Source organism: Geoalkalibacter subterraneus, assembly GCF_000827125.1.
Classification (GTDB): Bacteria; Desulfobacterota; Desulfuromonadia; order Desulfuromonadales; family Geoalkalibacteraceae; genus Geoalkalibacter_A; species Geoalkalibacter_A subterraneus.
The window spans coordinates 3167699-3180802 of record NZ_CP010311.1 but is presented as its reverse complement, the minus strand read 5'-3'; the positions used below and the strand labels follow the sequence as shown (position 1 = coordinate 3180802).

Genomic DNA, 13104 nt, shown 5'->3' with positions numbered 1-13104 from the left:
CATGGCTGGACTGATGAGCGCACTCAACGCCGGGAAAACGAGCCTTCGCACCAGCCAGAAGGCGGTGGAGATCGCCGGCAACAATATCGCCAATGTCAATACTCCCGGCTATTCGCGGCAGAAGGCCGTGTTCCAGCCGGTGCCTTCCCTGGAATTGCGCGGCTTTTTTATCGGCCAGGGCGTCAATATCAACAATATCGCCCGCGAGCACGACGTTTTTTTGACTCGGCAGATCCATGACAAGAGCGGACAACTCGGTGAAGAGAGCTCCCGTGCGGCTCCTATGGCCGAGCTGGAGCGCATCTTCAGCGTCGCTGAAAACAACCTCTCGACAGAGATTGACCGCTTTTTTGACTCCTGGAAACAGCTCTCCGCCAACCCTGCCGGGCAGACCGAGCGCCAGATCGTGCTGCAGCGCGGCGATCTGCTGGCGCGCTCCTTTGACGACGCTGTCACCAGTCTTAGAAGTGCGCAGCGCAATATCAACGCGTCCATTGAATCAAAGATCACTGCCATCAATCCGGTCTTGCAGGAGATTGCCGACCTCAACCTGAGGATTTCGACGGTGGAGATTTCCGGCCAATCGGCCAACAGCGACCGTGACCGGCGCGACATGCTGATCGAGCAGGTCTCGCGCGAACTTGGAGCGACCTACTACGAAGAGAACGGCAAGGTCTCGCTGCAGTTGCCTGGCGGGCAGCCGCTGGTGCAGGATACTTCGGCGATGTCTCTTGAGCCGCAGCTCGATGCCGATCTCAACCTGCAGTTGGTATTGCGGACCGGACCCAATTCCACTACGGAACTCAAGAGCCATATGGTCGGTGGTGAGTTCCGGGGGTTGATGAGCGTGCGCGACGAAGTGATTCCGGAGAGGATGGCAGAGCTTGATCATCTGGCCTTTACGCTGGCTAAAGAGGTCAATGAGATACATACGGACGGTTTCGACCTTGATGGTGCCGGGGGGCTGGATTTTTTCCAAATCTCTGTAGGCCCTGATCCTGAAAATGGCTACGCCAAGGCTATGGCTGTTGCGATAACAGATACAGCCAAGGTTGCCGCCGGAAAAGGCAACACCGGCATTGGCGATAATCGCAACGCGCTTAACCTTGCTGCTTTGGCCGATGACCTCACGGTGATGGACGGTAATGATTCCTTCACCGGCTATTTCTCCAAGATTACTTCCAAGGTCGGAATCGAGGCCGCCCGCGCGCAAACCAGTGCCCAGGGCCTTGAAGATGCCATGGTGCAGATCCGCAATATGCGCGATGCCACGGTGGGCGTGTCGCTGGAGGAGGAAATGGTCGACCTGATGCAGTACCAGAAAGGCTTTGAGGCCTCGGCCAAATTTCTGGCCGTCGTCGATGAACTGATGGAATCCCTGCTGAGTCTCAAGAGGTAAGCCATGCGCGCCACACTGACCACCACATACCGCAGCCTGCTCGCCAATATGACCCAGTCCAACACTCGGCTGGAGGAACTGCGCCTTCAGGCGGCCACCGGCAAGAAGGTGACCAAGCCTTCCGACGACCCGTCCGCCATCCGCCCCATGCTTAACGCGCGGGGTCAGATTCGCGCCTCCGACCGTTTTCTCGACACCATGGGCATTGCCGGGGAGCGGCTCGATGTGCTCGACACCCATCTGGAGCGGGTCGAATCGGTCATGGTGCGCGCCAAGGAGACGCTGGTTTATGCCGGCAACGGCAGCCTTTCTGAAGCTGACCTCAAAACTCTAGGGAACCAGATGCAGTTGATGAAGGATGAACTGCTGGCTCTGGCGAATTCGAGTGTGGACGGAAAATATCTTTTCTCTGGCTTCAAGGAGGATACTCCTCCCTACTCAGGTGATCCTGTCGCATATGCTGGAGATAATGAGGCTTTTGAACTTGAAATCGGCCCAGGTGAAAAGGTCAAGGTCAATCTCACCGGCGAGGAGGTGTTTGGAGATCCCGGCACTGGAAAGGATATGTGGCAGTTGTTCGACAACATGGTTTCGGCCCTTGATGTGGGGGATGCGGCCGCAGCTCTTGCCGAGATGGATGATCTGGACCGGGCTGCGGACCAGATGCGCTCTCAGCGTTCACGGATGGGCAACCTGGCCCAGCGGGTGGACAGCGCCAAGCTCAACATGGAGGATGTCCGTATCGACATGGAGGCTATGCTGTCGCGCTACGAAGATGCCGACCTGGTGGAAACGATCACCAATATGACCATGCAGGAGACTGCCTTCAAAGCGGCTCTCGATATTACCTCGCGCGTTTCGCGCCTGTCGATTCTCGACTATATGCGTTGACAAGGCATCTTTTGCGCACGATGATTGCAGTCCAGGGAAGGACAGCGATACGACACAAGCCAGGGAGGGCGAAGCAATGCTGGTATTGACCCGCAAGTCCGAAGAAGGATTTCTCATCGGTGATGACATCCGTGTGACCGTGCTTGAAGTCAAAGGCGGCGCGGTGCGACTGGGAATCGAAGCCCCCGCCGACAAGAAAATCTATCGGCAGGAGGTCTTCGACCGCATCTGCCGTGAGAACCAGGAGGCCGCTCAATGGAACCCGACCGACCTGGATGCCTTGAGCGAGAGCCTGAAAGGTGTCGAAAAAAAATGAAAACTTTGACCGGTACCCGCTTCGGCGACATCGAATACGATCCCGAGCAGACGCTGAAATTTCCCGAAGGTCTTGTCGGCTTTCCCCATCTGCACCATTTTATCGTCATGCCGCAGACAAAACCCGGCCCTCTGTTCTGGATTCAGAGCGTGGAGGACGCGGCCTTGGCTTTTGTCCTCACCGATCCATGCGGTTTTTTCCTCGATTATGCCGTCACGCCCGATGCCGGCGAGCGTTCCAAACTGGGGATCGGCGACGAGGATGACTGCCTGCTACTGGCTGTGGTCACCGTGCCTCCCGACCGCAAGATCACCCTCAATCTGGCCGCTCCCATTCTCTTTGCACCAAAGACAAATCGTGCATTACAGGTGATTCTGGAAAAAACTTCCTGGCAAACCCGAACTCCGCTGCCTGCTGCCTGAAGATGAAAATTTTCTCTAAACTCTTTCTGGTTGCGAGCCGATAAGAGTCCCAAATCCGGCTGGGGGTTTTGCCCTCTGTCTTGGAAAACTTTCGCGCGCAAGCAAGGAGAGTCTTCATGGCCATTCAAATCGGTGGATTAGCGACCGGCCTCGATACCAACGAGCTCATTACACAGTTACTCAAGATTGAGCGCAAGCCGATCGAGCGGTTGCAGCGCGAGCAAAGCTATCTCAAAAGCCGTCTTGATGCCTTTACCAAATTTGACAGCAAGCTTAAAGGGCTGCTGGAAAAGGCGGAGGGGCTGGCATCGTTCGATAAAATCGCAGCAAATAAAGCCGTGGCCGCTTCGGAAGACTATTTTTCCGTTAGTGCCTCGTCTTCTGCGGAACAGGGTGATTACAATATCAACGTCGTCAGCCTGGCCCGCCGCGAGAAGGAGGTCAGCCAGGGGTTTGCCGACATCAGCGCTGGTGAGTTCGGGACCGGAACCCTGAGCCTGACAGTGGGCGGCGAATCAGTGGATATCACGCTCGATGAGACCAACAACTCCCTCGGCGGCATCCGTGATGCGATCAATGCGGCCGGTGCCGGGGTCAGCGCCAGCATCATCAATGACGGTGATCCAGACAATCCCTATCGCCTGGTGCTGACTGCCGATGACGCGGGAACCGCCGTTGAGGCAACGGCCTCCCTAACAGGGGGAACCTACGCCTCGCCCCTGTTTACACAGACGCAGGAAGGGTCTCAGGCTCATATCAAAGTCGATGGCATCGACATCTATCGAAACAGCAACAGTATTACCGAGGCCATTCCCGGCGTTACCATTGATCTTCTTAAACCTCATGCCGATGCAGCTGAAACGACCGGTGTGCAGGTCGATCTGGATGTAGATGCGGTCGAGAAGAAAGTGAAGGATTTCGTCACGTCCTACAATGAGGTCGTAAGCTTTATTTCAGACCAGAGCGATTCCAGTTGGGGGCGTGACTCCGGCCTGCACATGCCCTTGCGGCGCCTGCAATCCATGATTGGATCTGCGTTAGGCGGTGACAATAGCATCCAGGCGTTGACCCAACTGGGAGTCTCAACGCAAAAAGACGGCACCCTTAAAGTTGATGGTGCTGTTCTTAAAGGCGCTATCAGCGATGACCTGGATGGGGTCGTCGGCTTGTTTGCCGGTAGTGCTGCTACTGAAGGGCTCTCCGCTAAGCTCGTGGACTACCTTAAAAGTGTCACCGACCGCAGCGACGGCATTCTCGCCAGTCGCAAAACGGCCACCGACAGCGGGTTGCGTCGTTTGGATTCGCAGATTGAGCGCCAGGAGGCGCGTCTGGAACAGCGTGAAGAGACTTTGCGTGCCCAGTTCACTGCGATGGAACAGTTGGTCAGTTCCATGAACGCCACCAGCAGCTACCTTTCCCAGTTACCCAATCTAACTCATCTGGCAGGGGGACAGTAACCGATGAATGCTTATCTTAAAAACTACCAGAACACCCAGGTTCAGACTGCCTCGCCCGAACAGATTCTGATCATGCTCTATGACGGCGCCATCCGCTTTCTGGAGCAGGCTTCCGAAGCCATGGGAAGCGGCGACTACGCCGTTAAAATTAAAAATATCGACAAGACCCTGGCAATTATTTCTGAACTTAACGCCACCCTGGATCATGAGATCGGTGGAGAAGTTGCGGCCAATCTTGCCTCGCTCTATGACTTCATGATGCGCGAAATTCCGCGTGCCAATGCGCGCAACGATGCTACTGTTCTGGCGCCGGTCATCTCAATTTTGCGTGAGCTGCGCGAAGCCTGGGTGGAGGCTGCAGAAATCGTGCGCAAAGAACGGGCCTCCCAGCCTTCCTCCAATCCCTCTGTGGCGGTCGGCTGATGTCGGGTGAGTGCAGTTTCGATAAAAACGTCTCCCTGGATGAAGTTTACAAAACCGTTGATCTTTCCATCAGCCAGTACCGCGACATTCTTGACGCACTGGAGCGCTTTGGTGAAACTCTCGGCAAAGTGGATTCCGAGCAGATCAGCCTCTTTGCTGAAGAGTTGCGCCAACGCCAGCAGCAGGCCGCGGAGATCGATGCCGATGTGGAACGGGGCGTCTGTGCTCTAAATTGCAAAGATGCAACCCTTGAGGCGGTCCTGGAGAGACGCACACGGATTATGGCGCGGGTACGGGAACACAACCAGTTGCTATCCGAAAAAATTCGTGGCATGATGTCGGTCATTTCCGAAGAGCTTACCCAGGCCCGTATCGGCAAAGCAGCCATGAGCGGTTATCGGGGGCAGGATCAGGGCAAGGGGTCGATTCTGACAAGCATTTTCTAAACACTTTTTTCCGAATTTTCTCATGGAACGCATTTCTCCCCAGGACGCCCTCCAACACTTGGGGGGGAAAAAATCGATCAAGGTCTATCTCCCCACCAAAGGGACGGGCTCACTCCCCTTTGAAGGGGTGGCGATGCCGGTTGCCGCGACGCTGATCAAAGTCAACTTTCTTCCCGATGTTCTCCCCAACAATATCGATCAGGACGGTGAATTCAAGCTCTCCATCCAGGTTGCCGGCCCAACGGTGGCTCTGCATGGCGTGGTCAAGCAGATCGTCAATGACCGCCAACTGGTGCTTGAGGTCACTGAGGCCTACGAGCATCCGCAGAAGCGCGAACACTTTCGCATCGACGTCGATCTCCCGGTGCGCTACTGGCGTCATGTCGAAGACGATAATGGACGCCCTGAAATTCTCCAATCCCCTTCCGAAAGAGTGAATCTCAGCGGCGGTGGAATATTCTTTGTCGCCGAATTCAATCCCGCCATCGGTCAGCAGCTCGGACTCGAACTCTCCGTTCCCGGCCCCCCCCGCACTGTTGTGCGCTGCGTCGGCCGCGTGGTACGCAGCACCCCCCGCGGCGAAAAGCACTGGGGCGTGGCTCTCCATTTCACCGACATCGAAGACGAAGATCAGGAAGTGGTCATCTCCTACTGCTTCTCCGAACAGCGGCGCCAGCTGCGCACCAAGGTGGATGTGGTCGGGCGGTAAAGAGCCATTCACCGCTGAGGTCGCGGAGTGCGCCGAGGAATCTTAAAATCAAAGGATTGAACCACGGAGAGCACTGAGGACACGGAGGGAAATCAAAAAGCATCCGGCCATTTACGCGAGGAATGATACACCCGCAAAATTTCAACGACATCGTTCTTGACGCGATACGGAACGATGTAGGGTGTCTCGGCAATGACGAGTTCACGCGTGCCGGGTACTCGGCCGGCTCGACCAGCTCCAGGCTGATCTTTTAGCTGGGATACTGCCTTGACGATCGTCAACGCGATCTTCGCCGCGGCTTCCGGATTATCCTGCGCGATAAACTCCTCTGCTGCATCAAGATCACGCACCGCCCGCCGCAGCCATCTAATGCGCACCTTTCTTCTGCCTTTCCGCCATAACCGCCTCGTGATCAATCCATTGAGCGTCAGGGCTGTCGGCCTCGGCAAGTGCCGCTTCGATCCCCTGGGTCTGCCATTCGTTGATTTCGAGATATTGTTCCAGTGCCTCTTCAATCATGAAGGACCTGGAGCGGTGTGTCACACGCGTCAGCGCATCCAAGCGCTCTTTAGTGTCTGGCTTGACACGCACGGTAAGGGTCGCGGTTTTGGGCATGGATTTTCTCCTGAGAGGGGTGTTGAATACATTGTAATACGGATTGGAGGGTGTTTCGAGGAAAAGCGTTCTCCGCGTCCTCCGCGCTCTCGAGTGAGTGCAGCGAACGGGCGGTTCAGATTATTGCAGGGCGAATTTGTTCCCTCCCGGGAACACGCTCTAAGCCTTGCCCCAGCATAAAGTTCTGGTCATTTGTTCTCCGATGGGGTATAAAGGGTTCGTCCTTTGCCCTTGGAGACCCTGTCGTGAATCTGAAAGAAATCCATGTACGACCCGTTTCAGCCCTCGAGGAGGACCGATATCGGGAGACAATGCAAGCGCATCATTATCTGGGAGATCTGCCCAAGATCGGCGAAACCCTCTGGTACGTTGCCATATTGCGCCAGCAGTGGGTCGCTTTGCTGAGCTTTTCCGCTGCGGCCTTGAAGTGCGCCGTTCGCGACCAGTGGATTGGCTGGGATCATCGGCGCCAATATGACCGCTTGAAGCTGGTTGCCAACAATAGCCGTTTTTTGATCCTGCCGCAGTGGCATTTGCCCAATCTGGGCTCGCGCGTCTTGGCGCTGTGCGAACAAAGAATCCAGCGCGACTGGCTGGAGCGCTTTGGCCATCCGCTTGTGCTGATGGAGACCTTTGTCGATCCGCAGCGCTATCAAGGCACGGTTTACAAGGCGGCCAATTGGCTATGCCTGGGTCAGACCAAGGGATTTCGCCGAACCCGTCAAGGTTATAGCAACCTCGCACAGTCCCCGAAGATGGTGTTTGTTCGTGCGCTGCAGTCCAATGCCCAATCGCTCTTGTCCCGCCCCCTGCTTGGGGCGCCCTATTGTCCAGGAGACGTGAAAATGTTGTTGACAGCCAATCAAATGCGATCCTTGCCAGAGTTTTTCACCGACATCCCCGACCCGCGCCGCGCCGCAGGGAAACGCCACCGGCTGTCCACCGTTTTGGCCATTGCCGCCGGGGCGACGCTTTGCGGGATGCGCGGGTACAAGGCGATTTCCGATTGGGCCAAAAGTCTTGGCCCCAAGGCGCGCGAGCGCTTCGGATGCCGTAAAAAACAAGGGCAGTACCTTGTCCCGAGCGAATACATCATCCGCGATATCCTCATCAGGGTCGATCCGGATCATCTCGACCGCAGCTTTCAACGTTGGAACGAGGCTTACGCAGGCGCGGATGAAAGCCTCGCCATTGACGGCAAGACCATGTGCAACGCCACCGACGAGCAAGGCCGCAAGACGCATATCATGAGCGCGATCGGCCACGAGACCAAAACCTGCCACACCCAAAAAAAGTCGGCCTCCTGCCGATAGACGATGGCAGCGACGAGGTCAAGCAAACGAACGAAATCAAAATGGCCATCCCCTTGCTCGAGGCGATCAGCATCGAAGGCAAGACCATCAGCGCCGACGCCCTATTGACGCAACGCCGATTGGCCCGCTACCTGGTCGAAGACAGGCAGGCCCATTACCATTTCACCGTCAAAGGCAATCAGCCCCGGCTTCTCGAAGACCTCACCCTGTATTTTCATGGCCGCCAAGAACCTCACGCTGTCACCGTCGACTCCGACCATGGCCGGATCGAGACGCGGAGGATCTGGGTCACCGCCGAGCTCAACGACTATCTCGACTTTCCTCACGTCGGTCAGGCTTTCATGGTCGAACGCGAAAGGGTCAACAAAAAGAGCGGGAAAGTCTCAACCGAAACCGTTTACGGAATCACCAGCCACACACCGCAGCAGGCCGACGCCCAGCGCATCCTCAAGACTAATCGCAACCACTGGTGCATAGAAAACAGCTGCCACTACATCATTGACTGGAATTACGACGAAGACCGAAGCCGGATACGCACCGGCCATGGGCCGGAAAACATCACCCGGCTCCGACGCTTCGCGGTCGGTCTGATTAAATCAAAAAGCGTCGGCAGCGTTGCGCAGAAAATGAGGATGCTCGCCATGAACCCCCGCGCCGTCTTCGACTACCTGCGAATGACCGATAATACAAGGAGCAGGCGCTCGGCTGCTGGATGCAATTAGAACAAATTTGCCTTGCAGATTATTGTCCCCGCCCTTGCTCAATTTGCTTTTTAATAGTATTCTTAATCGTACTAACAATAGAGCGAAAAGCTGCGGATCGGGAGTGCTGCGATGAAAGCGATTACTGCGAACGAGTTGAAGACAAGAGGTGTCGCGTCCATTGAATCGGCTTTGGCAGAGGGCGACGAGGCCATTATTTCCGTGCGCGGCAAAGAGCGTTATGTCGTAATGGATATGGAGGCTTACAATCGCCTGCGTGTTTGCGAATTGGAAGCCGCGCTTTACGAGGCTCGTCGCGAAGTTGACGGAGGTCAAGCCGTTACCGAAAGTGTTGAAGAGCATATCGACCGACTGCGGAAAATGGATCCATGAATTTCCGCATCCTCTATACCCCCGCGTATAACAAGCGGGCCGCAAAATTTCTGCGCAAGCACCCAGAACTTCTCCCTCAATACGAAAAGACACTGAAGCTATTGGAGCTTGATCCTTTTCATCCCTCACTTCGAATGCACCGGCTGCAGGGTGCGTTGAGCAGCCTGCATTCTGTCTCGATTAATATCAGCTACCGTATCACCCTTGAATTGATCATCCAGGACAAAGAAATTATCCCGGTGCATGTCGGCAGTCACGATGAAGTGTATCGTTCCTGAGAAAAGCATTCACCGCTGAGGTCGCGGAGTGCGCGTAGGAAGTTTAAAGTCAAAAGCTTGAACCACAGAGCGCACTAAGAACACAGAGTAAAACCACAGAGAAATCTTTTTTTCTCCAAACTCCTTAAAGCCTTTCTCCGCGATCTCCGCGTCTTCGAGTGAGCGCAGCGAACGGGCGGTTCAAGCTTTTCTTCAACCCTTCTCCCACTCAAACCCGGCAATATTGCGTTGCTCCGAATCGAAATCGATACCGATCAGGTAAATATCCTTCCCCGTTCCCTGAAACTTGTGATGGTAGCCACGCGCTTTGATCTGCTCCAGGGCGCGCCCCTCGCCATCAACCTTGAATTCGATGATGTAGATGCGGTTTCCCAGTTTCACGGTCAGGTCGATGCGCCCTTTGCTGGTTACATCCTCCGCGGTCAAGTCCAGCCCCAGACTTGCCAGGTAGGCATAGACCACGCTGGCGTAGTAGCCTTCATAGCTGCCGATGGTATTGTTAACGTAGTTGGTGTAGGGGATTGAGGCGAACACGCCGGTCAGCGTATTTTCAAACTGCTGCAGATCGCCCTGCTTCAGACTGGTCAACAGTTCCTTTTTTGTCGGCAGGTTATTGCCGGAACCGGTCAGGTAGCGAACGATCACGTCGTTAAAAGAGATGGCGACTTCGCGGTTGGGAAATTTCAGGCTGTACTCGGTGCCGAAATCGGTCTGCTCAACGTGGTTGATACTCAGATATCCGGACTGAAACAAAATCGGTTCCAGCTCAATGTCCTCGATATCATAGCTGTCGATCAAGCCTTTGCTGACACGCAAATTGTCCAGCTTGGGAATATAATAATTATTCTTCCGGATCAGCTTGATCAGAAAAGTCGGCGTGCCGGTGGCGAACCAGTAGTTGTCGAAAATCTGCCCGCTGTCGATAAAAAGCAGAATATCGAAAGGATTGTAGACTCGATCCCCCAGAAAGTTATAGCCGTTGTACCACTGGCGCACTCGCTCCATGTCGGCGCCGCGCAGGTGCTCTGCAAACACCGTTTCCAGGTCATGCTGGGTGTAGCCGCACAGAGTGGCGTAGCGGCTGTCGAGGCTGATGTCCTTGAGGTTGTTGAGCCCACTGAAAACGGAGACCTTGCTGAATTTGCTCACCCCGGTGAGAAACGCGAACTTGATGTATTCGTCGCTGTCCTTGATGATGGAGTAGAGGTCTTTGAGGACCTCGCGCCCCTGTTTGGCGACTTCGATCTGGTCGAGGTTGTCGACGATGAGCTTGTCGTATTCGTCCACAAGGATGACGACTTTTTGACCGTATTTCTGTTGGGCTTCCCAGATCAGCTGCTTGAAACATCCGCCGATATCCTGCGGATTTTTGCAGGAAAGGCCCAATCGCCGCTGGTTCTCCTCAAGGATGTTTCCGACATCCTGCTTCATATCCTCCAGGCTGCGCGCCACGCCGCCGAAGCTGATCTTGATGACCGGGTACTGGATGCCCCAGTCCCACTTGTCCTCGATATCGAGCCCGGTAAAAAGCTCCTTGCGCCCTTCGAAGAGTGCCTGCAGGGTGGAAATCAGCAGGCTCTTTCCGAAACGGCGCGGGCGGGCAAGGAAATAGTAATTCCCCTCTTCGATCAGGGTGTGCACCAAAGGAGTCTTGTCGACATAGGCATAATCATCTTCGCGAATCTTGGCGAAGGTCTGGATGCCGATGGGAAGTTTGGCCAGTCGGGTCATTTTAAATCCTCCGGTTGAGCGCGTATGAGAGTCGGCTGGGGCTGATTTCATTGTAGTGATTCGAGTATAAAGCATCAAAGGGAAAAGAGAAAATCTTCACCGCTGAGGTCGCGGAGTACGCGGAGTAATCTTAAAGTCAAAATCCTGAACCACAGAGCACACTGAGAACACAGAGTAAAACCACAGAGAAATCTTTTTTTCTCCAAACCCCTTAAAGCCTTTCTCCGCGATCTCCGCGTCTTCGAGTGAGTGCAGCGAACGGGCGGTTCAAGCTTTTCTTCAACCCTTCTCCCACTCAAACCCGGCAATATTGCGTTGCTCCGAATCGAAATCGATGCCGATCAGGTAGATATCCTTCCCCGTTCCCTGAAACTTGTGATGATAGCCGCGCGCTTTGATCTGCTCCAGGGCGCGCCCCTCGCCGTCGACCTTGAATTCGATGATGTAGATGCTGTTTTCCAACTTAATGGTTAGATCGATGCGGCCTTTGCTGGTCACATCCTCCGCGGTCAAGTCCAGCCCCAGACTTGCCAGATAGGCGTAGATGACGCTGGCGTAGTAGCCTTCATAGCTGCCGATGGTGTTGTTGACATAGTTGGTGTAGGGGATTGAGGCGAACAGGGAGGTCAGAGCTCGCTCGAATGCCGGCAGATCAGCACCGGACAGAGCGGAGTAAATCTGGGTCTGAAATTCCGCTTTTTCCGCGTCCTGGCCGGTCAGGTGACTGAGCAGGAAATCATTGAAGGAGTAACGGGTTTCAAGGTTTGGGAAGTTCAGGATGTACATGGTGACTGCGCCGACGTTTTCCTGCCGCCCGATGGTCAGATAGCCGGCTTGGAACAGAAGAGGTTCAAGCTCGATGTCCTCGATGTTGTAGCTGTCGATCAGGCTTTCCGACACGCGTAAACTATTTAGACGCGGGATATAGTAGTTGCCCTTCTGGATCAGCTTGACCAGAAAGGTCGGAGTGCCGGTGGTGAACCAGTAGTTTTTGAAAATCTGTCCACTATCGATAAACAGCAGGATGTCGAAAGGATTGTAGACCCGATCCCCCAGGAAGTTGTAGCCGTTGTACCACTGGCGCACTCGCTCCATGTCGGCGCCGCGTAGATGCTCGGCAAAGACCGTTTCCAGGTCATGTTGGGTGTAGCCGCACAGAGTGGCGTAGCGGCTGTCGAGGCTGATGTCCTTGAGGTTGTTGAGCCCACTGAAAACGGAGACCTTGCTGAATTTGCTCACCCCGGTGAGAAACGCGAACTTGATGTATTCGTCGCTGTCCTTGATGATGGAGTAGAGGTCTTTGAGGACCTCGCGCCCCTGTTTGGCGACTTCGATCTGGTCGAGGTTGTCGACGATGAGCTTGTCGTATTCGTCCACAAGGATGACGACTTTTTGACCGTATTTCTGTTGGGCTTCCCAGATCAGCTGCTTGAAACATCCGCCGATATCCTGCGGATTTTTGCAGGAAAGGCCCAATCGCCGCTGGTTCTCCTCAAGGATGTTTCCGACATCCTGCTTCATATCCTCCAGGCTGCGCGCCACGCCGCCGAAGCTGATCTTGATGACCGGGTACTGGATGCCCCAGTCCCACTTGTCCTCGATATCGAGCCCGGTAAAAAGCTCCTTGCGCCCTTCGAAGAGTGCCTGCAGGGTGGAAATCAGCAGGCTCTTTCCGAAACGGCGCGGGCGGGCAAGGAAATAGTAATTCCCCTCTTCGATCAGGGTGTGCACCAAAGGAGTCTTGTCGACATAGGCATAATCATCTTCGCGAATCTTGGCGAAGGTCTGAATGCCGATGGGAAGTTTGGCCAGTCGGGTCATTTTAAATCCTCCGGTTGAGCGCGTATGAGAGTCGGCTGGGGCTGATTTCATTGTAGTGATTCGAGTATAAAGCATCAAAGGGAAAAGAGAAAATCTTCACCGCTGAGGTCGCGGAGTACGCGGAGTAATCTTAAAGTCAAAATCCTGAACCACAGAGCACACTGAGAACACAGAGTAAAACCACAGAGA

General features: G+C 54.8%; 16 protein-coding genes. 12 read left to right on the top strand and 4 right to left on the bottom strand.

What is annotated here, in order from left to right; all coding sequences use genetic code 11:
- Window position 1 precedes the first annotated feature (1 nt).
- From flgK to GSUB_RS14820, 8 genes are all read left to right on the top strand, one after another.
- Window positions 2–1399: a flagellar hook-associated protein FlgK gene (gene flgK / locus GSUB_RS14855; protein WP_040201499.1), complete on the top strand. Its 1398-nt coding sequence runs from the start codon at window positions 2–4 to the stop codon at window positions 1397–1399.
- 3 nt (window positions 1400–1402) lie between these two features.
- Window positions 1403–2290 carry a flagellar hook-associated protein FlgL gene (gene flgL, locus GSUB_RS14850; RefSeq protein ID WP_040201498.1) on the top strand — a complete coding sequence of 296 codons (888 nt, stop codon included), beginning with the start codon at window positions 1403–1405 and terminating at the stop codon, window positions 2288–2290.
- 76 nt (window positions 2291–2366) lie between these two features.
- Window positions 2367–2606 carry a carbon storage regulator CsrA gene (gene csrA, locus GSUB_RS14845; RefSeq protein WP_040201497.1) on the top strand — a complete coding sequence of 80 codons (240 nt, stop codon included), beginning with the start codon at window positions 2367–2369 and terminating at the stop codon, window positions 2604–2606.
- Window positions 2603–3028: a flagellar assembly protein FliW gene (locus GSUB_RS14840; protein ID WP_040201495.1), complete on the top strand. Its 426-nt coding sequence runs from the start codon at window positions 2603–2605 to the stop codon at window positions 3026–3028. The genes csrA and GSUB_RS14840 overlap by 4 nt, the downstream gene beginning before the upstream one ends.
- Window positions 3029–3144: 116 nt before the next feature.
- Window positions 3145–4485 (top strand): flagellar filament capping protein FliD, encoded by a 1341-nt coding sequence (fliD, locus tag GSUB_RS14835; RefSeq protein WP_040201494.1) that lies wholly within the window; start codon window positions 3145–3147, stop codon window positions 4483–4485.
- A 3-nt stretch (window positions 4486–4488) separates the two neighbouring features.
- A complete protein-coding gene (gene fliS, locus GSUB_RS14830; protein ID WP_040201493.1) occupies window positions 4489–4908 on the top strand; it encodes a flagellar export chaperone FliS in 420 nt (139 codons plus the stop codon).
- Window positions 4908–5354, top strand: a complete 447-nt coding sequence (locus GSUB_RS14825) for a hypothetical protein (RefSeq protein WP_040201491.1) — start codon at window positions 4908–4910, stop codon at window positions 5352–5354. The genes fliS and GSUB_RS14825 overlap by 1 nt, the downstream gene beginning before the upstream one ends.
- A 22-nt stretch (window positions 5355–5376) precedes the next feature.
- Complete coding sequence (locus tag GSUB_RS14820; protein ID WP_084212135.1) at window positions 5377–6063, top strand: PilZ domain-containing protein; 687 nt, start codon at window positions 5377–5379, stop codon at window positions 6061–6063.
- Between the two features lie 92 nt (window positions 6064–6155).
- Here GSUB_RS14820 and GSUB_RS14815 read toward each other — a convergent pair whose 3' ends face one another.
- Both GSUB_RS14815 and GSUB_RS14810 read right to left on the bottom strand, forming a co-directional pair.
- On the bottom strand, window positions 6156–6413 hold the full coding sequence (locus tag GSUB_RS14815; RefSeq protein ID WP_235269845.1) for a type II toxin-antitoxin system RelE/ParE family toxin: 258 nt from the start codon (window positions 6411–6413) through the stop codon (window positions 6156–6158).
- Between the two features lie 16 nt (window positions 6414–6429).
- Entirely contained in the window at window positions 6430–6678 is a 249-nt protein-coding gene (locus tag GSUB_RS14810; protein ID WP_040201487.1) for a CopG family ribbon-helix-helix protein, read from the bottom strand.
- 311 nt (window positions 6679–6989) lie between these two features.
- Between GSUB_RS14810 and GSUB_RS18240 the strand changes: the two genes are divergently transcribed.
- The 4 genes from GSUB_RS18240 (at window position 6990) to GSUB_RS14790 (ending at window position 9363) form a co-directional block, all read left to right on the top strand.
- Window positions 6990–7991, top strand: coding sequence for a Druantia anti-phage system protein DruA (locus GSUB_RS18240; RefSeq protein WP_052464442.1), 1002 nt, complete (start codon window positions 6990–6992; stop codon window positions 7989–7991).
- A 41-nt stretch (window positions 7992–8032) separates the two neighbouring features.
- Window positions 8033–8713: an ISAs1 family transposase gene (locus GSUB_RS14800; RefSeq protein ID WP_040199265.1), complete on the top strand. Its 681-nt coding sequence runs from the start codon at window positions 8033–8035 to the stop codon at window positions 8711–8713.
- A 111-nt stretch (window positions 8714–8824) separates the two neighbouring features.
- On the top strand, window positions 8825–9085 hold the full coding sequence (locus GSUB_RS14795) for a type II toxin-antitoxin system Phd/YefM family antitoxin (RefSeq protein ID WP_040201486.1): 261 nt from the start codon (window positions 8825–8827) through the stop codon (window positions 9083–9085).
- Complete coding sequence (locus GSUB_RS14790) at window positions 9082–9363, top strand: type II toxin-antitoxin system RelE/ParE family toxin (protein ID WP_040201484.1); 282 nt, start codon at window positions 9082–9084, stop codon at window positions 9361–9363. The genes GSUB_RS14795 and GSUB_RS14790 overlap by 4 nt, the downstream gene beginning before the upstream one ends.
- A gap of 192 nt (window positions 9364–9555) precedes the next feature.
- On the opposite strand, the gene GSUB_RS14785 is transcribed toward GSUB_RS14790, so the two are convergent.
- Together GSUB_RS14785 and GSUB_RS14780 are read right to left on the bottom strand one after the other, a co-directional pair.
- Complete coding sequence (locus tag GSUB_RS14785; RefSeq protein WP_200890154.1) at window positions 9556–11094, bottom strand: ATP-binding protein; 1539 nt, start codon at window positions 11092–11094, stop codon at window positions 9556–9558.
- A 279-nt stretch (window positions 11095–11373) separates the two neighbouring features.
- Window positions 11374–12915 carry an ATP-binding protein gene (locus GSUB_RS14780; protein ID WP_200890153.1) on the bottom strand — a complete coding sequence of 514 codons (1542 nt, stop codon included), beginning with the start codon at window positions 12913–12915 and terminating at the stop codon, window positions 11374–11376.
- Window positions 12916–13104 lie beyond the last annotated feature (189 nt).

Coding starts and splice junctions, on each gene's coding strand:
- GSUB_RS14795 (WP_040201486.1), top strand. CDS start 8,825: ATGAAAGCGATTACTGCGAACGAGTTGAAGACAAGAGGTGTCGCGTCC.
- fliS (WP_040201493.1), top strand. CDS start 4,489: ATGAATGCTTATCTTAAAAACTACCAGAACACCCAGGTTCAGACTGCC.
- csrA (WP_040201497.1), top strand. CDS start 2,367: ATGCTGGTATTGACCCGCAAGTCCGAAGAAGGATTTCTCATCGGTGAT.
- GSUB_RS14785 (WP_200890154.1), bottom strand. CDS start 11,094: ATGACCCGACTGGCCAAACTTCCCATCGGCATCCAGACCTTCGCCAAG.
- GSUB_RS14810 (WP_040201487.1), bottom strand. CDS start 6,678: ATGCCCAAAACCGCGACCCTTACCGTGCGTGTCAAGCCAGACACTAAA.
- GSUB_RS14840 (WP_040201495.1), top strand. CDS start 2,603: ATGAAAACTTTGACCGGTACCCGCTTCGGCGACATCGAATACGATCCC.
- flgL (WP_040201498.1), top strand. CDS start 1,403: ATGCGCGCCACACTGACCACCACATACCGCAGCCTGCTCGCCAATATG.
- GSUB_RS14790 (WP_040201484.1), top strand. CDS start 9,082: ATGAATTTCCGCATCCTCTATACCCCCGCGTATAACAAGCGGGCCGCA.
- GSUB_RS14800 (WP_040199265.1), top strand. CDS start 8,033: ATGGCCATCCCCTTGCTCGAGGCGATCAGCATCGAAGGCAAGACCATC.
- GSUB_RS14820 (WP_084212135.1), top strand. CDS start 5,377: ATGGAACGCATTTCTCCCCAGGACGCCCTCCAACACTTGGGGGGGAAA.
- GSUB_RS14780 (WP_200890153.1), bottom strand. CDS start 12,915: ATGACCCGACTGGCCAAACTTCCCATCGGCATTCAGACCTTCGCCAAG.
- GSUB_RS14825 (WP_040201491.1), top strand. CDS start 4,908: ATGTCGGGTGAGTGCAGTTTCGATAAAAACGTCTCCCTGGATGAAGTT.
- fliD (WP_040201494.1), top strand. CDS start 3,145: ATGGCCATTCAAATCGGTGGATTAGCGACCGGCCTCGATACCAACGAG.
- GSUB_RS18240 (WP_052464442.1), top strand. CDS start 6,990: ATGCAAGCGCATCATTATCTGGGAGATCTGCCCAAGATCGGCGAAACC.
- flgK (WP_040201499.1), top strand. CDS start 2: ATGGCTGGACTGATGAGCGCACTCAACGCCGGGAAAACGAGCCTTCGC.